This window comes from Arthrobacter sp. Y81 (assembly GCF_002929335.1).
Taxonomy (GTDB): Bacteria; Actinomycetota; Actinomycetes; order Actinomycetales; family Micrococcaceae; genus Arthrobacter.
This window is the reverse complement of the sequence record NZ_PJIL01000003.1, coordinates 180,843-202,753: the sequence shown is the minus strand read 5'-3', so window position 1 is coordinate 202,753 and position 21,911 is coordinate 180,843. Positions and strand designations below refer to the sequence as shown.

Annotated in this window: 20 protein-coding genes; 12 read left to right on the top strand and 8 right to left on the bottom strand. The window is 65.7% G+C overall.

The genetic code is table 11. The annotated features are described in order from the left end of the window. Window positions 1–58 precede the first annotated feature (58 nt). The 3 genes from CXQ91_RS06110 to CXQ91_RS06100 all read right to left on the bottom strand — a co-directional run bounded on the left by CXQ91_RS06110 (window position 59) and on the right by CXQ91_RS06100 (window position 2,724). Window positions 59–565 carry an NUDIX domain-containing protein gene (locus CXQ91_RS06110; RefSeq protein ID WP_104173029.1) on the bottom strand — a complete coding sequence of 169 codons (507 nt, stop codon included), beginning with the start codon at window positions 563–565 and terminating at the stop codon, window positions 59–61. An 84-nt stretch (window positions 566–649) separates the two neighbouring features. Further along, on the bottom strand, window positions 650–1,438 hold the full coding sequence (locus CXQ91_RS06105; protein WP_258073846.1) for a type 1 glutamine amidotransferase: 789 nt from the start codon (window positions 1,436–1,438) through the stop codon (window positions 650–652). Beyond that, on the bottom strand, window positions 1,435–2,724 hold the full coding sequence (locus CXQ91_RS06100; RefSeq protein WP_104173028.1) for a Mur ligase family protein: 1,290 nt from the start codon (window positions 2,722–2,724) through the stop codon (window positions 1,435–1,437). The genes CXQ91_RS06105 and CXQ91_RS06100 overlap by 4 nt, the downstream gene beginning before the upstream one ends. An 89-nt stretch (window positions 2,725–2,813) precedes the next feature. Here CXQ91_RS06100 and pdxT point away from each other — a divergent pair, with 89 nt between their 5' ends. The 9 genes from pdxT (at window position 2,814) to CXQ91_RS06055 (ending at window position 12,764) form a co-directional block, all read left to right on the top strand. Continuing rightward, complete coding sequence (pdxT, locus tag CXQ91_RS06095; RefSeq protein ID WP_104173188.1) at window positions 2,814–3,524, top strand: pyridoxal 5'-phosphate synthase glutaminase subunit PdxT; 711 nt, start codon at window positions 2,814–2,816, stop codon at window positions 3,522–3,524. A gap of 3 nt (window positions 3,525–3,527) precedes the next feature. Next, the gene (locus CXQ91_RS06090; RefSeq protein WP_104173027.1) at window positions 3,528–4,283 is read left to right on the top strand and encodes a YebC/PmpR family DNA-binding transcriptional regulator; all 756 of its coding nucleotides are present in this window, start codon (window positions 3,528–3,530) and stop codon (window positions 4,281–4,283) included. A gap of 34 nt (window positions 4,284–4,317) precedes the next feature. Beyond that, the gene (gene ruvC, locus CXQ91_RS06085; RefSeq protein ID WP_104173026.1) at window positions 4,318–4,896 is read left to right on the top strand and encodes a crossover junction endodeoxyribonuclease RuvC; all 579 of its coding nucleotides are present in this window, start codon (window positions 4,318–4,320) and stop codon (window positions 4,894–4,896) included. 81 nt (window positions 4,897–4,977) lie between these two features. After that, window positions 4,978–5,622 carry a Holliday junction branch migration protein RuvA gene (gene ruvA, locus CXQ91_RS06080; RefSeq protein ID WP_104173025.1) on the top strand — a complete coding sequence of 215 codons (645 nt, stop codon included), beginning with the start codon at window positions 4,978–4,980 and terminating at the stop codon, window positions 5,620–5,622. Next, the gene (ruvB, locus tag CXQ91_RS06075) at window positions 5,615–6,703 is read left to right on the top strand and encodes a Holliday junction branch migration DNA helicase RuvB (RefSeq protein ID WP_104173024.1); all 1,089 of its coding nucleotides are present in this window, start codon (window positions 5,615–5,617) and stop codon (window positions 6,701–6,703) included. The genes ruvA and ruvB overlap by 8 nt, the downstream gene beginning before the upstream one ends. A gap of 227 nt (window positions 6,704–6,930) precedes the next feature. Then, window positions 6,931–7,341 (top strand): preprotein translocase subunit YajC, encoded by a 411-nt coding sequence (gene yajC / locus CXQ91_RS06070; protein ID WP_104173187.1) that lies wholly within the window; start codon window positions 6,931–6,933, stop codon window positions 7,339–7,341. A 114-nt stretch (window positions 7,342–7,455) separates the two neighbouring features. After that, entirely contained in the window at window positions 7,456–9,213 is a 1,758-nt protein-coding gene (gene secD, locus CXQ91_RS06065; RefSeq protein ID WP_104173023.1) for a protein translocase subunit SecD, read from the top strand. Next, window positions 9,214–10,236 (top strand): protein translocase subunit SecF, encoded by a 1,023-nt coding sequence (gene secF / locus CXQ91_RS06060; RefSeq protein ID WP_104173022.1) that lies wholly within the window; start codon window positions 9,214–9,216, stop codon window positions 10,234–10,236. A 134-nt stretch (window positions 10,237–10,370) separates the two neighbouring features. Next, window positions 10,371–12,764, top strand: a complete 2,394-nt coding sequence (locus tag CXQ91_RS06055) for a bifunctional (p)ppGpp synthetase/guanosine-3',5'-bis(diphosphate) 3'-pyrophosphohydrolase (RefSeq protein ID WP_104173021.1) — start codon at window positions 10,371–10,373, stop codon at window positions 12,762–12,764. Window positions 12,765–12,775: 11 nt separating this feature from the next. Here the strand turns inward: CXQ91_RS06055 and CXQ91_RS06050 are convergent, their stop codons facing one another. From CXQ91_RS06050 to CXQ91_RS06040, 3 genes are all read right to left on the bottom strand, one after another. After that, entirely contained in the window at window positions 12,776–13,390 is a 615-nt protein-coding gene (locus tag CXQ91_RS06050; RefSeq protein ID WP_104173020.1) for a type IV toxin-antitoxin system AbiEi family antitoxin, read from the bottom strand. A 94-nt stretch (window positions 13,391–13,484) separates the two neighbouring features. Further along, on the bottom strand, window positions 13,485–15,224 hold the full coding sequence (locus CXQ91_RS06045; protein WP_104173019.1) for a DUF349 domain-containing protein: 1,740 nt from the start codon (window positions 15,222–15,224) through the stop codon (window positions 13,485–13,487). A gap of 62 nt (window positions 15,225–15,286) precedes the next feature. Further along, window positions 15,287–16,087 carry a peptidylprolyl isomerase gene (locus CXQ91_RS06040; protein ID WP_104173018.1) on the bottom strand — a complete coding sequence of 267 codons (801 nt, stop codon included), beginning with the start codon at window positions 16,085–16,087 and terminating at the stop codon, window positions 15,287–15,289. A gap of 255 nt (window positions 16,088–16,342) precedes the next feature. Here CXQ91_RS06040 and hisS point away from each other — a divergent pair, with 255 nt between their 5' ends. Further along, entirely contained in the window at window positions 16,343–17,689 is a 1,347-nt protein-coding gene (gene hisS / locus CXQ91_RS06035; protein WP_104173017.1) for a histidine--tRNA ligase, read from the top strand. Here the strand turns inward: hisS and CXQ91_RS06030 are convergent. Continuing rightward, window positions 17,679–18,935: an APC family permease gene (locus CXQ91_RS06030; RefSeq protein ID WP_104173186.1), complete on the bottom strand. Its 1,257-nt coding sequence runs from the start codon at window positions 18,933–18,935 to the stop codon at window positions 17,679–17,681. The genes hisS and CXQ91_RS06030 overlap by 11 nt on opposite strands. Window positions 18,936–19,034: 99 nt before the next feature. Here CXQ91_RS06030 and aspS point away from each other — a divergent pair, with 99 nt between their 5' ends. Together aspS and CXQ91_RS06020 are read left to right on the top strand one after the other, a co-directional pair. Then, a complete protein-coding gene (gene aspS / locus CXQ91_RS06025) occupies window positions 19,035–20,840 on the top strand; it encodes an aspartate--tRNA ligase (protein WP_104173016.1) in 1,806 nt (601 codons plus the stop codon). A 77-nt stretch (window positions 20,841–20,917) separates the two neighbouring features. Further along, a complete protein-coding gene (locus CXQ91_RS06020; RefSeq protein WP_104173015.1) occupies window positions 20,918–21,709 on the top strand; it encodes an N-acetyltransferase in 792 nt (263 codons plus the stop codon). Here the strand turns inward: CXQ91_RS06020 and CXQ91_RS06015 are convergent. Next, complete coding sequence (locus CXQ91_RS06015; RefSeq protein WP_104173014.1) at window positions 21,706–21,900, bottom strand: hypothetical protein; 195 nt, start codon at window positions 21,898–21,900, stop codon at window positions 21,706–21,708. The genes CXQ91_RS06020 and CXQ91_RS06015 overlap by 4 nt on opposite strands. Window positions 21,901–21,911: the final 11 nt, after the last annotated feature.

Here is a 21,911-nt window from a genome sequence, read left to right as displayed (position 1 = left end):
CAATGTCAACGACTGCGCTGCCGGCGCTAGTCCTGCCAGGGCTACGCCGTCAGTGAAATCAGTGGTGCTGCAGGAGACGGCGCCGAAGACCAAGCCACGCGGTGGCGAAGGCCGGGTGCAGATTCCAGTCTTCCACGGCGTTGGCCGGTACCCACTTCAGCTCGATGCTCTCGGGATCGTTGATGACGGGTTCGAAGGATTCAACAACGTGCACCGCCACGGTGGTGTACGACCAGTACCCGACGTCGAAGACGGACGTGAAGAGGACACGGACGTTCTCCGGGGGGACAGCGGCCTCCTCATGGGCTTCGCGCAGGGCGCCCGTGATGGCATCTTCCCCTTGGTGCAGGGCGCCGCCGGGAAGGCCCCAGGTGCCGCCGTGATCACTCCATGTGGCCCGGTGCTGCAGCAGGATGCCCTTGGCCGGGTCCTGGACCAGGAGTCCCGCAGACCCGAACCGGCCCCAGAACTTGCCCCGCTCGCCTTCCACCCAGGCGTCGCCGGGATTGCGTGGCCCTGACGGACGGCGGAGGTATTCCGGGAGGCTGGAGGCTGCGGTGTCCATGGAAATAGTCTGCCATGGCCTATTCTCTGGCTGTCGCAATCCGTCACAGGAACTGGCCGGGTCCGGCACACGCGCCTGAACGGCCTACCGGGGCCGCCGTGCGGCGAGTTCGCGCGCCCGCACCGCGTAACGGTCGTCCGGAGCGCCGGTGGTGAAGCTGCCGTATTTGCGTTCGACGGCGGTGCGGATCAGGAAGTCGGCAATGGCCGGGTTCTTGGGCAGGAGGGAACCGTGGAGGTAGCTCGCAACGATGTTCCGGTAGCGGGCGCCTTCCTTGCCGTCGCTGCTGTTGTTCCCGATGCCCTTGGGGGTTGTGCCGAGCGGCTTGACGCCGGGCCCGAGCGTCGTCTGCCCGCTGTGGTTTTCGTAGCCCAGGATGTCCCCGAACTCGGCCGAGGACACCGTGACATTGCCGATCAGGCGTTCGTCGGTTCCGTGCGTTTCGACATCCAGCACACCGATGCCCGGAATGACCGATCCCGTGCGGGTCTTGAAGAACCTGCCGAAGAGCTGGTACATCCCGCAGATCAGGAGCATGGGCGTTCCGTCTTCCGCCATGTCTTTCAACGTCGATTCGCGGGACAGCAGATCGTCCTGGATGACAAGCTGCCCGCTGTCCTGGCCGCCGCCGCCCACGATGAGGTCGATGTCGGACGGGAAATCGTCGCCGACGTTGTATTCGAGGAGTTCGGGCGTGTAACCGTGCCAGCGGAGGCGCTGCTGGATGACCAGGGCGTTGCCCCAGTCCCCATAGATGTTCATGTCGCGGGGGTACAGCTGCAGGACCCTGATGGTGCCCTTGCTGACCGTGTCCGGGCCGTCGGTCACGGACTCGCCGTCCTGGGACTCGGCGTTTTGGGATAGGGGGGTCATGAGACCACCTCCACAGTGGTGATTTTGGATAGCTCGCGGCGGATGGCGAGCATGGCCGTGTATGTACAGAAGACGCGTTTGGGTTTGCCCTTGGCACCTTGGATGAACGCAGCCAGGGCCGGAGCGATGTCCGGGTTCACCGCGCCAATGGCGACGTCGTCGTACTGGAGCCGCAGCGCCATGTCGTACGCCCGCGAACCGGTGAGCTGGTCCACCCCGCCTTCGCGCAGCGAATCGAACTCGACGTCCCAGAGCCAGGACATGTCCCGGCCGTCGGCGTAGTTGTCATTGATCGCGATCATTGTGGCGTAGCCGCCGGCGGGAAACGACTTCAGGCCCAGCCGGAAACCGCTGGGGTTCTTGACCAGCACCAGGTCCAGCGGACGCCCGTCAACCACCAAACTTTCCCCGCGGCCGAAGGCGGGTGCAACCTCCGACAAGGCTTTGAGGAGGCCGTCATGGTCGGTGGGCGTCGCGCCGTTTCCGGCGATGCAGCGCGCCAGGACAAGGGCGGCTGCGGCGTTGAAGATGTTGTAGACGCCGCGGAGCTTCATCCCGGTGGTGACCGTGGCGCCGTCGTACTCAAAGTCGGCGTCGGCCGTCCCCACCCGGCGAAGCACGACGTCGGCGTGCGGCTTTCCGGGCAACGCCGGCACCGGGCTGCCGGGACCGGCCCGGAGGTCGTCGTCGTTCGGGAAGGTGCTCAGCAGGGAGTCGTCGAGGCCGAAGTAGCGGACCTCCGGTCCGTCCAGGGTGTCGGCAATGCGGGCGACACGCGGATCCTCCCGGTTCAGGACAACAGTGCCGGTGGTCTTGGAAGCGATGTGCTGCAGAAGCTGGGCGGTCTTGTCGATTTCGCCGAAGCGGTCCAGCTGGTCGCGGAGGACGTTGAGCAGCAGGCTGTACCGCGGCGGGACCCGGTTGACGAAGTGCACGGCGTGCGCCTCATCAAGCTCCAGCACGGCAATGTCCGCGTCCAGGCGGCCGCGCCAGTCGACGTCGCCCAGCAGCGCCGCGGCGACGCCGCGGGTGAAATTGCTGCCGGTGCGGTTCGTGAACACCTTCAGCCCCTGGCTCTCCAGCAGTTCAACAACCATCTTGGTGGTGGTGGTCTTGCCGTTCGTCCCGCTGACGACGGCGACCCCCAGGGGAAGCGTGGACAGTGTCCGCTGCATGAATTCCGGGTCGATTTTCTCGACCACAAGACCGGGGAGGGCAGAGCCTCCGCCCCTGAGCCGGGAGACCCGGCGGACGAGCTTGCCGAGCGGAACGCTGAAGTAAAGCATGCTCTGTAATATATCCCAGCCGAGGCATGGAGCCGCCGGCAGGGCCGTTCCGGCACTCCTCCGGGTACGGGGAGCACTATGCTGTTTGGATGACCAACCCCCCTTCCACGGACTATTCCCGCGCGGGTACGGGCCTGCGAATCGGTGTCCTGGCGCTCCAGGGTGACTTCCGGGAGCATCTGCGTGCCGCTGAAGCGACCGGCGCCACGGCCATCGGCATCCGGCGCCCGTCCGAACTTGACGGCATCGACGGCCTGATCATTCCCGGCGGTGAATCCACCACCATCGACAAGCTCGCACGGGCCTTCGAACTCGCGGATCCGCTGCGCAAGCTCATCGCCGACGGGCTGCCCGTGTACGGCTCCTGCGCTGGCATGATCCTGCTCGCCGACGAGATCGCCGACCCGGCCACGGACCTGGCAGGCAACCCGCAGCAGACGTTCGGCGGACTGGACATCACCGTCCGCCGGAACGCCTTCGGCCGGCAGCGGGAATCCTTCGAGACCGATCTTGAATTCAAAGGACTCGGCTTCAGCGACACCGGTTCCGGTGTGGCCCCGGTCCACGCGGTCTTCATCCGCGGCCCGTGGGTGGAGCGTGTGGGCGATGTTGTGGAGGTCCTGGCGCAGGTGGAGCCTGCGGACCCGGAACATGCCTCCCATGCTGCCGCGCTGCAGGGGACGGCTAGAATTGTTGCAGTGCGTTCAGGCCAGCTGCTGGCCACCTCCTTCCACCCGGAAGTGACGGGGGAGAAGCGCGTGCATGAACTGTTTATTCGAATGATCAGAGGAGAAGCGTAAAGCATGTCAGGCCACTCCAAATGGGCGACGACCAAGCACAAGAAGGCCATCCTTGATAGCCGCCGGGCAAAGTCGTTCGCCAAACTGATCAAGAACATCGAAGTCGCGGCCCGGATGGGCGGCCCGGACCTGGCCGGCAACCCCAGCCTGGAACTCGCTGTCACCAAGGCGAAAAAGACCTCGGTCCCCGCCGACAATATCGACCGTGCCATCAAGCGCGGGGCAGGCCTCACCGGCGAAGTCGTGGACTACACCGAGATCATGTACGAATGCCGCGGCCCGCAGGGCTCCGCGCTGCTGATCGAGTGCCTCACGGACAACAAGAACCGTGCCGCTTCCGAGGTCCGGCTCGCCATTTCCCGCAACGGCGGCACCATCGCCGATCCCGGTTCCGTCAGCTACCTCTTTTCCCGCAAGGGGGTTGTAACCCTCCCCAAGAACGGGTTGAGCGAGGACGACGTCCTGATGGCCGTGCTCGACGCCGGCGCCGAAGAGGTCAAGGACAACGGCGACTCCTTCGAAATCCACTCGGAGCCGACCGACCTCCAGGCCGTCCGCGATGCGCTCAAGGAAGCCGGGATCGAATACGACACCGACGAAGCCGAATTCGTCCCCTCCATGGAGGTTCCGCTCGACCTGGACGCTGCCAAGAAGTTCATGAAGCTGGTGGACGCCCTGGAAGACCTCGACGACGTCCAGAACGTTTACAGCAACGCGGACCTCAGCGACGAAGTGCAGGCCGCACTGGAAGCCGAGTGATCCGGCAACCCTGCAGTGACTTTGAGGCCCGGCCTTGACCCTCCGAGTATTGGGAGTCGACCCGGGCCTCACCCGTTGCGGCATCGGCGTCGTGGACGTCGAAAAGAACCGGCGCGCCACCATGGTTGCCGTCGGTGTGGTGGGCACGTCGCCGGATGAGGGCCTGGACCAGCGTCTGCTCCTCATCGCCACGTCCATCGATGACTGGCTGGACCGGTATGAACCGGACGTCCTCGCTGTGGAGCGGGTGTTCTCACAGCTGAACGTCAGCACTGTGATGGGCGTAGCGCAGGCGTCCGGCGTGGTGATTGCCGCCGCTGCCCGGCGCGGGATACCGGTGGCCCTGCATACGCCGTCGGAAGTCAAGGCCGCCGTCACGGGCAGCGGAACTTCCAACAAGGAAGCCGTGACGAAGCTCGTCACCAAGATCCTCCGCCTGGATGCCCCACCGCGTCCGGCGGACGCCGCCGACGCCCTCGCGCTGGCCATCACCCATGCGTGGCGGGCAGGCAGCGGTGCCGCCATCGCCACCACCGGCCCTGGCAGCCTGTCCCTCACCCCGGCCCAGCGGGCGTGGGCCGAAGCGGAGGCGAAGGCGCGCCGTGCACGGTGAATGTCCGGGCTCCTTGCTAGGGTATTCGTAGATATGTTCGGATAGCCGGTTTCATCCCGGCTGTATTTCAGGAGCCCGGCTTTGATCAGTTTTCTCCGCGGAACCGTAGCGCACGTCGGGTTGTCCTCCGCCGTGATCGACCTCAACGGCGCCGGCATGAGCGTGAACGCCACACCCCAGACCCTCAGCGGGCTGCGCGTCGGCTTTGAGGGCAAGCTCTTCACCTCCCTGATAGTGCGGGAGGATTCGCTGACCCTGTTCGGATTTTCCAGTGATGACGAACGCGAGGTTTTCGATATCCTGCTCAGCGTCAGCGGCGTGGGTCCCCGCCTTGCGCTGGCCGTGCTGGCCGTCCATGATCCCGAGGCGATCCGGGTTGCGGCTCACACTGGGGATGGCAAGGCTTTCACCAAAGTCCCCGGCATCGGCCCCAAAGTCGCAGGCAGGATCGTCCTGGAGCTCGCCGGGAAACTGGTGCCGCACGGGACCGGTTCAGCGGCGGCGCCCGCAGCATCGGCTCCGGCCCCGTGGAAGCCGCAGGTGGTGGCGGCTATGACCAGCCTCGGCTGGTCCGAAAAGGACGCCTCGTCCAGCATCGACAAAGCACTCTCGGATTCCCCCGAACTGGAAGCGGACGGCCAGGTGGCCGAAATTCTCCGGGCCACGCTGCGCTGGCTCGGCCAGGACGGCGCCCGTGCGGGCAACAGGGTAGGCAGCCGTGGCTGAACCCACCCTGGTTGGCGGGGGAGAGGAGCCGGAGGAACGCGTCATCGAGGCGGCCCTCCGTCCCAAGAACCTGCACGACTTCGTGGGCCAGCACCGTGTCCGCAAACAACTGTCGCTGGTGCTCGAAGCGTCGCGGATGCGCGGGCGCAGTGCTGACCACGTCCTGCTTTCCGGCCCGCCCGGCCTCGGCAAGACCACCTTGTCCATGATCATCGCGGCCGAGATGAATGCACCGCTGCGGATCAGCAGCGGCCCGGCCATCCAGCACGCCGGTGACCTTGCCGCCATCCTTTCCTCGCTGTCGGAAGGGGAGGTCCTGTTCCTTGACGAGATCCACCGCATGTCCCGGCCCGCGGAGGAAATGCTGTACATGGCCATGGAGGACTTCCGCGTGGACATCGTCGTGGGGAAAGGCGCCGGCGCCACCGCGATTCCGCTCGAACTGCCCCCGTTCACGCTCGTGGGCGCCACCACCCGCGCCGGCCTCCTCCCCGGCCCGCTCCGGGACAGGTTCGGCTTCACGGGCCACCTGGAGTTCTACTCCGTTGAGGAACTGGAACTGGTCCTGAGGCGTTCGGCCGGCCTGCTGGACCTCAAGGTCAACTCGGCAGGGTTCAGCGAAATCGCCGGCCGGTCCAGGGGCACGCCCCGAATTGCCAACCGCCTGCTCCGCCGCGTCCGCGACTGGGCGCTGGTCCACGGCATCGAACAGATAGATGCGCGGGCGGCTTCGGCCGCACTGGACATGTATGAGGTGGACAAGAGGGGGCTGGACCGGCTGGACCGCGCCGTCCTCGAAGCCCTGATCACCAAATTCGGCGGCGGTCCGGTGGGACTTTCCACCCTGGCCATTGCCGTTGGCGAGGAACCCGAAACCGTGGAAACCGTTGCCGAGCCCTACCTTGTCCGTGAGGGGCTCCTGGGGCGGACACCGCGCGGCCGGATCGCCATGGCTCCGGCCTGGACCCACCTTGGCTATGCGGTTCCGGACGGGGTGTTCGGCCAGGAGACGCTAGCCCTGTTCGAACCGGAAGACCTCAGCGGGGAGCCGGTGGCGGAGTGGCTTCCGAACAGCCAATAGCAGCGTCGGGCTTACTTTCCCTTTAGACTGGGATGAACGCTCGGCACGTTCGGGTCTTTGTTTCTGTGGGCGGCTCCGGCCGCCGTTGGCTGGGGTTTTCTGCCAGGTGGGCCGAAACGAAGCCGACGTTGCTGTAAATCAGCTATGTAAGTACAGAACGGAAACTTCCTGTGTTCGGACACATTACTGCCCAGGCCCAGCCGCAGGCCGGCGGCGGCATCGACATCATGACCATCCTGCTCTTCGTGATGCTGGGACTCTTCATCTTCATGATGTTCCGCCGCAACAAGAAGACCCAGCAGCAGCAGGCCACGCTGCAGTCCCAGTTCGCACCGGGCGTGGAGGTCATGACGAGCTTCGGACTCTACGGCCGCATCGTCTCCATCGATGAGGACGAGAACAAAGTCCTCCTTGAACTCTCCCCCGGCAACCTCGCCACCGTGCACCGCCAGGCCGTCACCAAGATCGTCGAGCCGGCCGTTGCCCCCGAAGAGCCCACTGTCGTTCCCGACGACGCCTCTTCCCTGACCGCGCAGGACGAGGCCCCGGCCGACGCTGTCAACCGTCCCGAGACCGTCAATGAGACGCCGGAAGAATCGCTGAAGCGCCTCAATGACGAAGGCAAGAAAGACAGCTAGTCCGGCGTACCCGCCAAGTCCCGCTAAGTAGAATTAATTACGGCCGCGGGCTGCCGCCGGAGTGTGAGCCCAGCTCACCCCGGCGGCTCCTCCGTAAACAATAGAAAGATCACAATGGCACGTACTGGCCCCAAAAACTCAGCACTCAGGGTGCTGGTCTGGCTCGGCGTTATCCTCGCCGTCATGACTGCCGTGCTCGCGGGCGGCACCATCGCCGGCCACGCCAGCTGGGCACCCAAGCTTGCGCTTGACCTGGAAGGCGGAACCCAGATGATCCTGGCGCCCAAGGTTGAGGGCGGCTCGGACATCAACGAGGACCAGCTCAACCAGGCCGTTGCGATCATCCGCCAGCGCGTGGACGGCTCGGGCGTCGCGGAAGCCGAGATCAGCACGCAGTCCGGCCGCAACGTGGTGGTGAGCCTCCCCGGTACTCCCTCCAAGGAGACCCGCGCCCTCATCCAGGCTTCAGCCGACATGAACTTCCGGCCCGTGCTTCAGGCCGGTGCCGGCGCAGCAGTTCCCACCGAATCCCTGACCCCGGACGACCAGCTGCCCAAGCCGACAGCAGAGCCGACCAACAGCAGCGACATCAACTGGGTCACGGCAGAGGTGTACAAGAAGTTTGAGACCCTGGACTGCGACAACCCCTCGCAGGACAAGCAGGAGCGCTCGGACCCGGCCAAGCCGCTGGTGACGTGTGAGCCGGCAACGGAGACGTCCCCGGCCATCAAGTACATTCTCGGTCCGGTTGAAGTCAAGGGCTCCAACATCAAGTCCTCCTCCTTCCAGCTGCAGCAGGGTGCACAGGGCGCTGTCACCAACGAGTGGGCCGTCAACATCCAGTTCGACGAGCAGGGCACCGCCAAGTTCAAGGAAGTCACCGAACGGCTGTACCAGTTCTTCGTTGCCGCCGGCGGTGAATCAGGCTCCGATCCGAAGGCCCAGTTCGCCATTGTCCTCGATGACCAGGTCATCTCGGCCCCGCGGTCGCTCGCGGTGATCACTGACGGCCGTCCCCAGATCACGGGTGGATTCACCGAGGCGTCCGCCAAGGCGCTGTCCGACCAGCTGCGGTTCGGTGCCCTTCCCATCAGCTTCGACATCCAGAGCGAACAGCAGATTTCGGCAACACTGGGCGGCGAGCAGCTCAAGATGGGTCTGCTCGCAGGCGTGATCGGCCTGCTCCTGGTGGTGGTCTACTCCCTCTTCCAATACCGGGCGCTGGGCTTTGTCACCATCTTCTCCCTCGTGGTTGCCGGTGCACTGACCTACCTCGCCATTGCGATCCTGGGCTGGACCGAAAACTACCGCCTGTCACTGGCCGGTGTGGCCGGCCTCATCGTGGCCATCGGCCAGACTGCAGACTCGTTCATCGTCTACTTCGAACGAATCCGTGATGAACTGCGGGAAGGCCGCGGGCTCGTCTCCGCCGTGGAGAACGGCTGGAAGCGTGCCAAGCGCACGGTCCTGGCGTCCAAGGCAGTGAACCTGCTGGCAGCCCTGGTGCTCTACTTCGTCGCCGTGGGCAACGTCCGGGGCTTCGCGTTCACGCTTGGCCTGACCGCCATCGCCGACCTCATCGTCGTGTTTATGTTCACCCACCCGACGCTGCGGCTCCTGGCCCGCACCAAGTTCTTCGGCGAGGGCCACAGGTTCTCCGGCCTTGACCCGAAGCGCCTCGGCGCCGTGCCCCTGTACCGCGGCGCGGGCAGGCTCCGCACACCGGATGAGAAGCCGGCCGTGGTGCGTGCCAAGAACACCGGCGCAGCTGCTGAAGCTGAGCGCCGGATGACCATTGCGGAACGCCGTCTGGCGGAAAAGCAGGAGCAGCTTGCCGGTTCCTCCAAGAGCACGTCCAAGGAGGGCAAGTAGATGACCACGAATTTTGCCACTTTCGGTAATGAGCTTTACACGGGCAAGCGCTCGTACAACTTCGTCTCATCCAAGAAGATCTGGTTCCTGATTGCCGCCGTCGCTGTGGCGCTGTCCATTCTCCTGCCGGTGGCCAAGGGCGGATTCAACCTTGGCATCGAGTTCCGGGGCGGGTCCGAGTTCACGGTTTCCAACGTGAAGACCACGGACGCGGCGGTCGGCGAGAAGGCCGTCAAGGACGTCGTGGAGGGCAGCATTCCGCGTGTAGCCAATGTTGCCGGCACCACCATGCGGATCCAGACGGACAAGCTGACGGACGACGAGACGCTCCGGATCAAGGAAGGCCTCACCACCGCCTACGGTGTCACGGACAACGAGGTGACGTCCACGTTCGTCGGGCCCACCTGGGGTGCGGACGTCACCAAGCAGGCGCTGCTGGGCCTGGTGATCTTTGTGGTCATCGCGGCATTCCTGATGGCCCTGTACTTCCGGACGTGGAAGATGTCGCTGTCGGCCCTTGTCGGCATGCTGGTGACCATGTTCGTCACTGCCGGCGTTTACGCCCTCAGCGACTTCGAAGTCACGCCGTCGGCCATTATCGGCTTCCTGACGGTGCTTAGCTACTCGCTGTACGACACCGTGGTGGTCTTCGACAAGATCCGCGAAAACACGGCGGACATCGATGCCTCCACGCGCCGCACCTTTGCGGAGGAGGTAAACCTTGCCGTCAACCAGACGCTGGTCCGTTCCATCAACACCATGATGGTGGCCATCCTGCCCGTGGGTGCCATCCTGTTCATCGGAGCCGGGCTCCTGGGCGCCGGTACGCTGCGGGACCTTTCGCTGGCACTGTTCGTCGGCATCCTGATCGGCACCGCGGCGACCATCTTCATCGCGGCCCCGCTGTATGCCTGGCTGCGGCAGGGTGAACCCCCGCTGGTCAAGCAGGCTGAGCGGGTTGAACGCCGCCGTGGCGAGGCTGCTGCGAAGGCAGCGGCTGCGCCGGAGACTGCCCCAGCCTGAGCTGTGCGTCCCTGAAGGGCCGGGCGCCGTCATTCGTGACGGTGTCCGGCCCTTCGCATATGCGGTCCGGTTACAGAAGTCTCCTGCCACGGGAATAGACTGGGATAATTAAACGGGTCGTGAGGGGTGCTTCATTGGAAGAACGTTCGACGTCGGCGCCAACGGCCGACGGTGGTGAGGGTCCGGGCCAGGGTCCGCAGGCCGGTTTGGTTGCGCCCGGGCTCCCTGACGCAGGCGTGCCCGTTGACAGTTCCGGGTTCCGCCCCACCTTCCCCGGACGCCGCGAACGCACCAGGTCCAGGCTCGCCCGGCTGACGGGCCGCGGAACGGCCACGTATTCTCCCATTCTCGAACCGTTGCTGCGCACGGTCCGGGCGAACAATCCCAAAGAGGATTTCGACCTCATCCAGCGTGCCTTCGTCGTCGCCGAGCAGAGCCACCGGGGACAGAAACGCAAGAGCGGCGATCCCTACATCACGCACCCCGTCGCCGTCGCCACCATTCTGGCCGAACTGGGACTGAGCGGCACCACGCTGGCGGCGGCGCTGCTGCATGACACTGTCGAGGATACGCCCTACACGCTGGCTGACCTCAAACGGGATTTCGGGCCCGAAGTCGCCATGCTGGTGGACGGCGTCACCAAGCTGGACAAGGTGAGTTTCGGCGAAGCCGCACAGTCGGAAACCGTCCGCAAGATGGTCGTCGCGATGGCCAAGGACATCCGGGTGCTGATGATCAAGCTGGCGGACAGACTGCACAATGCCCGCACCTGGCGCTTCGTCTCGGCGGAGTCCTCAGCCCGCAAAGCACGCGAAACACTGGAAATCTTCGCGCCCCTGGCGCACCGGCTCGGTATGAACACCATTAAGTGGGAACTCGAAGACCTCTCCTTCGCGGCGCTGTACCCGAAGGTGTACGAGGAAATCGTCCGCATGGTGGGGGACCGGACCCCGGAGCGTGAAAAGAGCCTCAGCGTCATCCGCAACCAGATCACCGACGATCTCCGGACGGCCAAGATCAAGGCCACCATCACAGGCCGCCCCAAGCATTACTACTCGATCTACCAGAAGATGATCGTCCGCGACAAGGACTTCGACGACATCAACGACCTCATGGGTGTCCGGGTCCTGGTGGACTCCGTCCGTGACTGCTATGCAGCCCTGGGCACGCTGCATTCGCGCTGGAACCCCCTTCCGGGCCGGTTCAAGGACTACATCGCGATGCCCAAGTTCAACATGTACCAGTCCCTGCACACCACGGTCATCGGGCCGGGCGGCAAGCCGGTTGAGATTCAGATCCGCACGCATGAAATGCACCGCCGGGCGGAGTACGGCGTCGCGGCGCACTGGAAGTACAAGGACCAGCCGAACAGGACGGCCGCAGGTCCCGGGAGCCCCCGCGACGGCGACATGGGCTGGCTGCGGTCCCTTGTTGACTGGCAGCAGGAAACCTCCGATCCGGGGGAATTCCTGGACTCGCTGCGGTTCGAAATCAACGCCCGGGAAGTGTTCGTCTTCACGCCCAAGGGCGAGGTCATGGCACTGCCGGCCGGATCCACTCCGGTGGACTTCGCATACGCGGTCCACACGGAGGTGGGCCACCGGACCATCGGCGCCAGGGTCAACGGCAAGCTGGTTCCGCTCAACAGCGAACTGAACCATGGCGACTGGGTGGAGATCTTCACCTCCAAGGCGGAGGGCGCCGGCCCCAGCCAGGACTGGCAGCACTTCGTCAAGAGCGCCCGCGCCCGCAACAAGATCAGGCAGTGGTTCAGCAAGGAGCGCCGCGAAGAGGCCATTGACCGCGGCAAGGAACTCCTGACGAAGGCGATGCGCAAGCAGAACCTTCCCCTGCAGCGCCTCATGACCCATGACGCCCTCGCTGAAGTGGCTGAACACTTCAAGTACGTTGACATCTCGGGCCTTTACGCCGGAGTCGGTGACGGGCACACGTCCGCGCAGTCCGTTATGGAACGGCTGGTGGATACCCTCGGCGGCAATGAGGGCCCCGAGGATGACCTGACAGAGATCAGCATCCCCACGCAGGTCAGCAAGACGAAGTACTCCGACTCCGGCGTGATTGTCCGCGGCGTGGGGGACGTGTGGGTCAAGCTGGCCCGCTGCTGCACGCCCGTTCCCCCGGATCCCATCCTGGGTTTTGTCACCAGGGGTTCCGGAGTGTCGGTGCACCGCACGGACTGCACGAACGTCTCGGACCTGAAGGACCAGCCGGACCGCATCGTGGAGGTGGACTGGGCGCCCACCCAGTCCAGCGTCTTCCTCGTGGAGATCCAGGTGGAGGCACTGGACCGTAAGTCGTTGCTGTCCGACGTCACCCGGATCCTGTCCGAAAACCACGTCAACATCCTGGCCGCCAGTGTGCACACCTCGACTGACCGGGTGGCCATCTCGAAGTTCGCGTTCGAGATGGGCGATCCCAAGTATCTGAGCCACGTGCTCAGCGCTGTGCGTCGCATCGATGGCGTGTTCGACGTGTACCGGACCACCGGAAACCGGCGGCGCGGCTAACTGCCGGGCTGCTAACCGGGCTCGGGATGCAGGGCCGACAGTAATTCCAGCGCGGCCTTCTTGTACGGAACCCGGGGAGTGGCTTCGACGGCCAGGGTGAGCAGCCGCAGCCTGACGTCCAGCTCCGGACTTGCCAGCATCTTGCGCAGGGCCGGCAACGCCCGCTCAGCGTCCACGTGCAGTGCGATGTCCAGCGCCGTCCGCAGCGGGCTGGAAACCATCAGCCCGCCGAGGCTCACGACGTCGAACGGGCCGAGCCTGACCTCGTGCAGGGTGCAGCCCCTGGTGGATCTCAGGCTGGAGACACGCCGGGTGGCATCCACCAGCAGTGCCAGCCGGTCCGGTTCCCCGGCGCACCCGTAGATCCACGCCGCCGTCATCCGGCCTGCCACGACGCGCTGCCGGATTCCCGGCGGGACAGCGAATGAGGCCGCGCGTGCCCGCAGCTGCGGGGTGGTGGCTGTGCCGGGCAGCATGTACCCGCGTTGGTAGAGCTGGCTCAGGACACCGTCGGCGGCCATGGCCTGCAGCTCCGGCCACGAGAACACGGCACCGGGCGAATAGAGCTCAACAGACCCGGCATCTGCGCTACTGATATTTCCGGGGACTGGGGACGAGGTAGCCATTCAGCCATCTTTTCCTGCAGCCCCAAACGCGTACAGGCCCCGTTCCGGATATGTGGATAACCGGAACGGGGCCTGTGCCTGCCTGCCTAAGTGGCTAGGACAGTTCGCTGGCCGAGCGAGAGATCTGGTCCAGCCATGCCTGGCGTGCCTCGAGGGCCTCCTGGGCGGCCTTGATCTTGCGCTGGTCGCCAGCCTTCTCTGCCTTGGCGAGGTCTTCCTTAAGCCCGGCGATGGCTGCTTCCAGCTGCGAAAGGGCGCTGTTGGTCCGTGCCTTGGTCTCCGGGTTGGACCGCTTCCAGTTTTCATCCTCGGCGTGGCGGACGGCGTCCTCCACCTTCCGGAGGCCGGCTTCGATCCGGCCCATGTCCGCACGGGGAACCTTGCCGGCTTCCTCCCAGCGGTCACGGATGGACTGGAGGGCCTTCTTGGCGGCGCCCAGGTCCTTGATGGGCAGCAGGGCGTTGGCCTCGACCAAAAGGGCTTCCTTCACGGTCAGGTTTGCGCCGTACTCCTGGTCGATCTCGTCGTTGGCTGCCTGCCGCGAGGTGAAGAAGACGTCCTGGGCGGCCCGGAACCGGGCCCACAGTGCGTCGTCGTCCTTCCGGCTGGCGCGCGGTGAGGCCTTCCATTCGTCCATCAGGCGGCGGTATTCGCCGGCGGCGAAGCCCCAGTCGGTGGAGGAGGAGAGTGCCTCGGCTTCAGTGATCAGCTTTTCCTTGGCAGCCTTGGCTGCGGAATTGTTGCTGTCCAGCTGTGAGAAGTACGCCCGGCGGTGGCGGTCGAAGACCGTCCGTGCTGCCCTGAACCGCTTCCAGAGGGCGTCCTCGTTGCTGCGGCCCAGGCGGACGCCGTTCTTCTGCGCTGTCTTCCAGCTTTCGAAGAGCTCGTTCATGCGGGCGCTGGAGGTCTTCCACTGGATCTGCGCAGGATCGTGTCCGGAAATTTCTTCCGCTTCCGCCACGATTGCTTCGCGGGTGGCCAGCTCGGCGGCACGCACGGCGTCGTGTTCGGCCTTTTCGGCCTTTTCGAGCTCCGTGATCTGGGTGGACAGCGTGTCGAGACGGGCTTCGGCCGCGCGGAGGTCACCCACCATGTTCCGTTCGGCCAGCTGCTCGCGCAGGTGCGTCACGGTCTTCTGCATGTCGGTCGTGGGCGCTTTGGAGCTCACGCGCTGTTCCAGGAGAACAATCTGGGCCGCCACGTCGTCGTACTTCCGGGCAAAGTAACCCAGCGCTTCGTCGTCGCTGACGCCCGGGTACTGGCCCACGGGGTGTTCGGCGCCGTCGATAGTCAGGAAGACGTGTCCGTCCCCTTCGACCCGGCCCCAGCGTGCAGCCTCCGCCAGCGACACCGCCGAAGGCACGGGAGCGGGGACCGGAGCCACGGGAGAAGAAGCAGCCTTGGGCCTCGCCGCAAATGCGGCCGGCGACGGGGCCGGACGCGGTGCAGGACGCGGCGCAGCGGCAGCGGCGGGAACATCCTCGGCCGCCGGTACTTCCTCCGCCGCAGCCTCTTCGGTCGCCGGTGCCTCAGTCGCCGGTACTTCCTCCGCCGCAGCCTCTTCGGCGGCGGGTGCCTCAGTTGCCGGAGCCTCCTCGGCGGCGGGTGCCTCAGTTGCCGGAGCCTCCTCGGCGGCCGGTGCCTCGATGGGTGCGTCGCCAGCCGCGGGAGCCTCCGCTTCGGGGCTTTCCTGGGCTGTTGACTGTGCGTCTGCCGCGGCCTCGGCCGCTGCGTCGTTGCCAGCCGCCTGCGCGCCGTCAACCACCTGAGCCTCGGTCCCGGCCTCGTCGGCAGCTGCTGTTACTATTTCGTCGGATTTCTGACTGTCTGTCACCGCTAAAAGTCTTTCGCTTGGAGGGAAATACCTGCACCCGCCGCGTGGAGGCCGGGGGCTGGTTACTTCAGAGAGAACGAGTCTATCGTGACTGGTTCCGCAGGAGCGCCGTCTGTTGCGCTTCCGCCCGTCTTAATACCGGCGGCCGCGATGTTCGTTACCACGTCAAGTCCGGACGTCACCTTGCCCACGATCGTGTACCCGCCGGCCTCATCAGCCGGAATGACAGTGTCTTTGTACACGATGAAGAACTGGGTGCCGTTACCGTAGGCGTTGCCGCTGGTACGCGCCACAGCAATGGATCCGGCCGGATATTTGTTGTCTGCCGGAGTATTTTCCAGCGGTCCCCAGGTGTAGGAAGGGTCGCCCTGGGCATCACCCGTTTTGGAACCGCATTGCAGCACTCCAAAGGTCTCGCCCGTGGTCAGCCGGTGGCAGCTGATTCCGTTGTAGTAATTCTCGTCAGCCAGCGATTTGAAGACCGCGGCCGCCTGGGGAGCCTTGGTTCCGTCCAGCTCAACGCCCAGGGCGCCGCTGTTCAACTTAAGCTCACCGGTGAAAACCTTGCCTGCCGCTGTCTCCGGTTTCGGGATGTTCGCTGCGTTGGTGGCCGGCGTTGTCGGCGTTGCCGAAGGACTGGTCAGCCCTGCCTGTGCAGCAGCGTACTCGTCCTCGGTCGGGTTGCTGGCAAAGACGGTGAGTTGGAGGACGACGGCGAGCACCAGTGCCGCGGCACCCGCGCCTGCAGCGAGGAGATTGTCGCGTTTGCGGCGCTTCTCCTGCAGCCGCCGCAGCTCGCGTTTCGCTTCCATTTGCAGGATGCGCCGCTTTGCTTCGCGGGCGCTCCGTGAACTGGCCGCCAAAAGTCCTCCTGGTTGTCGGGCCGGCACGCCAAACGGGCCAAGGGCGACGTCCGGTGTCCGGCAGCAAGCGGCAGACGATGCTCCGGGCCAGCTCCATTAGAGTTGCTGGCGCCGAAAGCATAAACTGACTGCCGCACATAGTTTATGCATGACTGGCTGGACTCCCGCCTTTACCGCCGCTTTTTGATCACATGGCGGAATCGGATGACCGCGCAGCGGACTCCAGCCTTCTGTTACCTGAGGAGAAAATCCACCATGGCACGCACCGCCTCCCTGTCCGGATTCCCCGAGTGGCTTCCCGAGGAGCGGCTGGTGGAGCTGCATGTGCTGGACACGCTGCGGCGCGTCTTTGAGCTGCACGGTTTCTCCTCGATCGAAACCCGCGCAGTCGAAACTGTGGGTCAGCTGCTCCGCAAGGGTGAGATCGACAAGGAAGTGTACGGACTCAGCCGCCTGCAGGAGGACGAAGGCGAAGAATCCAAGGCTGCCAAGGGCGACCACCATTCCCTGGCCCTGCACTTTGACCTGACGGTGCCGTTCGCCCGCTACGTGGTGGAGAACGCCGGCTACCTCGCGTTTCCGTTCCGCCGTTACCAGATACAGAAGGTGTGGCGCGGAGAACGTCCGCAGGAGGGCCGCGCCCGCGAGTTCACCCAGGCGGACATCGACATCGTCGGCGACGGCGATCTGCCGTTCCGCTACGACGTCGAAATCGCGCTGGTGATCGCCGAAGCTTTGAGCGCCCTGCCCATTCCCGACTTCCGCCTGCGCATCAACAACCGCAAACTTGCCGAAGGCTTCTACCGCGGGATCGGCCTGACGGACACCGCCGGGGTGCTGCGGAGCATCGACAAGCTCGAGAAGATCGGCCCTGCAAAGGTGGCCGAGCTGCTCAAGACAGAACTGGGGGCCACCGAGGACCAGGCGCAGGCCGCCCTGAGCCTTGCCGGCATCCGCACTGAGGACACGTCCTTCGTGGAAAAGGTCCGCGCGCTGGGCGTCAAGGACGAGCTGCTCGAGGAAGGCCTGAACGAGCTCGAGCAGGTCATTGCGGCCGCCGTGCAGCGTGCGCCGGGCAAGGTAGTGGCGGACCTCAGCATCGCCCGTGGCCTGGACTACTACACCGGAACCGTGGTGGAAACCGTCCTGGTGGGCCACGAACAGCTCGGCTCCATTTGCTCCGGCGGGCGCTACGACGCGCTGGCGAGCAAGGGCAACCGCAAATTCCCAGGCGTCGGCCTGTCCATCGGCGTCACGCGTCTCGTCTCCAGGATCCTGAGCCAGGACCTGGCCCAGGCAACCCGTTCGGTGCCCACGGCAGTGCTCGTCGCACTGAACAACGACGGCAGCTGGGGCGCTGCCCAGGACGTCGCGGCACAGCTACGTGGCAGGGGGATATCCACCGAAGTTGCCGCCAAGGCGGAAAAATTCGGCAAGCAGATCAAGTTCGCCGACCGCCGGGGTATCCCGTTCGTCTGGTTCACGGACGACGACGGCAAACACCAGGTCAAGGACATCCGTTCAGGCGAGCAGACAGACGCCGATCCCGCGACCTGGACGCCCTCGGCCGAGGACCTGTACGTCCGCATCCTTAAGTCCTAGGCGGCAGCTTCCGTAGCCGCAGCACCAGGAACCGGCCGGCAACTCCGGCCGCCAGCACGGCCGCCATGCCCGCCACGGAGGCCAACGGCAGCGTGACGGCAAGAATCAGGCAACCAACGAAACCCGCCGCATTCAGCCACCGGGGCGCCGTGCGCGGCCGTTCGGCCAGGGTGAAGGCGGCGGCATTCGTGACCGAATAGTAGATCAGGACGCCGAAGCTCGAGAAACCCACAACGGTCAGCACATCCGCCGTCAGGAGCAGCACGATCACGGCTGCTGCCACCGACAGCTCCGCGACGAACGGGACCGTATGCTGCCCGCCCACCCGGGCCAGGGGAGAGGGCAGGTCCCGCTCCCTCGCCATTGCCATCGCAGTACGGCCAACCCCGGTGATCAGTGCCAGCAGCGCGCCCAGGCAGGCCGCGGCTGCCCCTGCTTGCACCACCGGGGCGCCTGCGGCCAGACCGGAGGACATCACGGCGTCGAGCAGCGGCGACAGCGATTCCGCCAGCCGCCCCGGGGACAGGTGCCAGAGCAGCAGCACGGCGAGTGCCAGATAGATCGTGAAAGCTGCGGCCAGCGCGGCCAGGATGGCCCGCGGAATGGTGCGGGCGGGATCCTTGACCTCTTCGCCCAGCGTGGCGATCCGGGCGTAGCCGGCGAAGGCGAAGAACATCAGGCCGGCGGCCGGGAGGATCCCCCAGGCGCTGCCCGGGCCTGCGACGGGACCGGCCGGTTCCGGATGCGGCCCCGCAATGCCCGCAACCGTCACAAACACCAGGGTGCCAAGGACGATGGCGAGCAGGATTCTTGTCAACAGGGCGGTGCGGGTGATGCCCATCAGGTTGACCCCCGTGAGCACCACGACGGCGGCGACGGCCAACGGCGTGGCGAAGCCCGGTGCCACATATTGGCCGAAGGTCAGGGCCATGGCCGCGCACGACGCAGTCTTCCCCGTGACAAATCCCCAGCCTGCGATGAAGCCCGGCCATTCGCCGAGCTGCTTGCGGCCGTAGACATAGGTCCCTCCGCTGGCCGGGTACTTGGCGGCCAGCTGGGCCGACGCCACAGCGTTGCAGTAGGCAATGGCGCCCGCGACCAGGACCGAGAGAACCATCAGCGGGCCGGCCAGTGCGGTGGCGGGGGAGAAGACGACGAATACGCCGGCGCCAAGCATGGAGCCGAGTCCGATGGCGGTGGCGTCAAACACGCCGAGCCGGCGCTGAAGCCGTTGGTGGGTCTGCATGGCGGAAGGGAAGCCTTTCCAACGGGTAAACTCGAACGGGGCTGTTCCCGTAACGGTCCCATTCAACATCATCTCTGTCTTCCTTCTGAAAGGTAAGCTGTGCTGCGCACACATGACCTCGGATCCCTTCGCTCCGAGCACATTGGACAAACCGTTACCCTGGCCGGCTGGGTGGGCCGGCGTCGTGATCACGGTGGTGTGGCATTCGTTGACCTGCGCGATGCCTCAGGCGTCGCCCAGGTGGTAGTCCGCGAAGAAGAGGTCTTCCACGGGCTCCGCAACGAGTACGTGCTCCAGATCATCGGTACGGTTTCCCAGCGCCCCGAGGGCAATGAAAACCCGGCGCTGGCCACCGGTGAGATCGAGGTCATTGCCGAGAAGGTGACCATCCTCAACACCTCCGATCCGCTGCCCTTCCAGATCGACGAACACGTCGAGGTGGGCGAGGAAGCACGGCTGAAGCACCGCTACCTGGACCTGCGCCGCCCGGGCCCCGCCCGCAACCTGCGCCTGCGCTCGGAAGCGAACCGTGTGGCACGCGAGCTGCTCCACCAGGACGGCTTCGTTGAGATCGAGACCCCCACGCTGACGCGTTCGACGCCGGAAGGCGCCCGCGACTTCGTGGTCCCCGCACGCCTCGCGCCGGGTTCCTGGTACGCCCTGCCGCAGTCCCCGCAGCTCTTCAAGCAGCTCCTTCAGGTGGGCGGCTTCGAGAAGTACTACCAGATCGCCCGCTGCTACCGCGATGAGGACTTCCGCGCCGACCGCCAGCCGGAATTCACCCAGCTGGACATCGAAGCGAGCTTCGTGGAGCAGGATGACATCATTTCGCTCGGCGAAAGCATCGTCAAAGCCCTGTGGCAGCTGATCGACGTCGAAATCCCGACGCCCATCCAGCGCATCACGTACGCCGACGCCATGGCGCGCTACGGCTCGGACAAGCCGGACCTGCGCTTCGGCCAGGAACTGACCGAACTCACGGAATTCTTCAAGGACACCAACTTCGGCGTGTTCAAGGCATCCTACGTCGGTGCCGTAGTCATGCCCGGCGGTGCATCGCAGGCACGCCGTGCGCTGGACGCCTGGCAGGAATGGGCCAAGCAGCGCGGCGCCAAGGGCCTCGCGTACGTGCTCTACAAGGAGGACGGCGAACTGGCCGGACCCGTGGCCAAGAACCTCACCGACACCGAGCGCGCCGGCCTGGCCGACGCCGTCGGCGCCAAGCCCGGGGACTGCATCTTCTTCGCCGCCGGCGAGAAGACCCCCTCCCGTGCACTCCTCGGTGCCGCCCGTGTCGAAATCGGACACCGCACCGGCCTGATCAACCCCTCCGACTGGGCATTCTGCTGGGTTGTGGATGCCCCGATGTTCGAGCCTGCCGCCGCCGCAGTGGCATCGGGCGACGTGGCCGTTGGTGCCGGCCAGTGGACTGCCGTCCACCACGCCTTCACCTCGCCCAAGCCCGAGTTCATGGACTCCTTCGACCAGGACCCGGAATCCGCCCTGTCCTACGCCTACGACATTGTCTGCAACGGCAACGAAATCGGCGGCGGCTCCATCCGTATCCACGAGCGTGACGTGCAGGAACGCGTCTTCGAACTCATGGGCCTGGACAAGGCAGACGCCGAGACGAAGTTCGGCTTCCTCCTGGAGGGCTTCAAGTTCGGCGCTCCGCCGCACGGCGGCATCGCCTTCGGGTGGGACCGCGTTGTAGCCCTGCTGGCCGGCGTGGAGTCAATCCGCGACGTCATCGCGTTCCCGAAGTCCGGCGGCGGCTACGACCCGCTGACGGCAGCTCCGGCGCCGATCACGGCGCAGCAGCGCAAGGAGGCCGGCGTCGACTTCAAGCCTGAGGCCAAGAAGGCGGAACAGGCCCCCAAGAAGATCGACGACGAAGCCAAGTAGAGTGAACTGATCGTCAGCAAAGGCTCCCCGGGAAACCGGGGAGCCTTTGCTGTCCCCAAGCCGCTGAAAGGAAGCCGATGGAACGTCAGGCGACCCCCGCCCTGGAGGCATTGATGGACGCCGCCTGGCCCGCTCCCGACCGGGAGGAATCCGGCGGGTGGGTTCTTCGCGCCGCCAGCGGCGTGACCCAGCGTGCAAATTCCATCTGGCCACGCTCGGAGCCGGAGGGAACCCCGCACGAACGGCTGGCCCTGCTCCGGGAGGCGCGCGCCTGGTACCGCAACCGCCGGCTGCCCGTGATCTTCCAGGTCGTCGACGATGCCCGGAGCTCCGCGCTGAATGCGGTCCTCGATGAGGAAGGCTTCACCCGCCAGTCCGAGACCCTGATCCTCGTGCGAGGTGCCGGCGGGGATGCGCCGGCATCTGACGCCGGCGTCGAGCTCTCGGCACAGCCGACGGAGGAGTGGCTGCGGCTTTGGTGGAGCGTTGACGGCCGCGGTGACGAGGAATCCCTCGCCACTGCCCGCGGAATCCTCGAAGGCTGCCGGTCGCTGTACGCCCTGGTGAGGGACGACGACGGCGTGCCCGCCGCCGTCGGACGCCTTGCTCTTCCTCCGGGCCGGGCGGACAGTAGAGGCGGCCTGTACTGCATGGCGACCCGTCCGGATGCCAGGCGCCGCGGCTACGCAAACCGGGTGCTGCGGTCGTTGCTGGGGGCGGGGGCGACGCACGGGCTGGACGGCTACTGGTTGCTGGTGACAGCGGCCAATTCCGGTGCCCGGGAACTGTATGCCCGGGCCGGCTTCCGGGAAGCCGGCCGCTACCTCTATCGGCAGGAGCGGCCGAAGCGGCACCTCACCGGCTGCTAGGTTCGTTCGGTCGCGTAGTGCAGTCCCACCCAGGGGGAGGCGGCCAACTCGCCGCCGTCAACGGTTGTCGCGGCTGCTGGGGTTGCCTCCACGGGCGCCGCGGGTCCCTGCTGCGGCAGTTGCTGCCGGTCGACGGGCAGGCCGGTTCCGTGGCCCGGGTACTTGTTGCGGCGGATTGCGGGTCGCGGCATGGTGGTTCCTT

Coding starts and splice junctions, on each gene's coding strand:
- pdxT (WP_104173188.1), top strand. CDS start 2,814: ATGACCAACCCCCCTTCCACGGACTATTCCCGCGCGGGTACGGGCCTG.
- CXQ91_RS06100 (WP_104173028.1), bottom strand. CDS start 2,724: ATGCTTTACTTCAGCGTTCCGCTCGGCAAGCTCGTCCGCCGGGTCTCC.
- CXQ91_RS06105 (WP_258073846.1), bottom strand. CDS start 1,438: ATGACCCCCCTATCCCAAAACGCCGAGTCCCAGGACGGCGAGTCCGTG.
- CXQ91_RS06020 (WP_104173015.1), top strand. CDS start 20,918: ATGGAACGTCAGGCGACCCCCGCCCTGGAGGCATTGATGGACGCCGCC.
- hisS (WP_104173017.1), top strand. CDS start 16,343: ATGGCACGCACCGCCTCCCTGTCCGGATTCCCCGAGTGGCTTCCCGAG.
- CXQ91_RS06030 (WP_104173186.1), bottom strand. CDS start 18,935: ATGCAGACCCACCAACGGCTTCAGCGCCGGCTCGGCGTGTTTGACGCC.
- CXQ91_RS06050 (WP_104173020.1), bottom strand. CDS start 13,390: ATGGCTACCTCGTCCCCAGTCCCCGGAAATATCAGTAGCGCAGATGCC.
- CXQ91_RS06110 (WP_104173029.1), bottom strand. CDS start 565: ATGGACACCGCAGCCTCCAGCCTCCCGGAATACCTCCGCCGTCCGTCA.
- CXQ91_RS06015 (WP_104173014.1), bottom strand. CDS start 21,900: ATGCCGCGACCCGCAATCCGCCGCAACAAGTACCCGGGCCACGGAACC.
- secF (WP_104173022.1), top strand. CDS start 9,214: ATGACCACGAATTTTGCCACTTTCGGTAATGAGCTTTACACGGGCAAG.
- CXQ91_RS06090 (WP_104173027.1), top strand. CDS start 3,528: ATGTCAGGCCACTCCAAATGGGCGACGACCAAGCACAAGAAGGCCATC.
- yajC (WP_104173187.1), top strand. CDS start 6,931: ATGACCATCCTGCTCTTCGTGATGCTGGGACTCTTCATCTTCATGATG.
- secD (WP_104173023.1), top strand. CDS start 7,456: ATGGCACGTACTGGCCCCAAAAACTCAGCACTCAGGGTGCTGGTCTGG.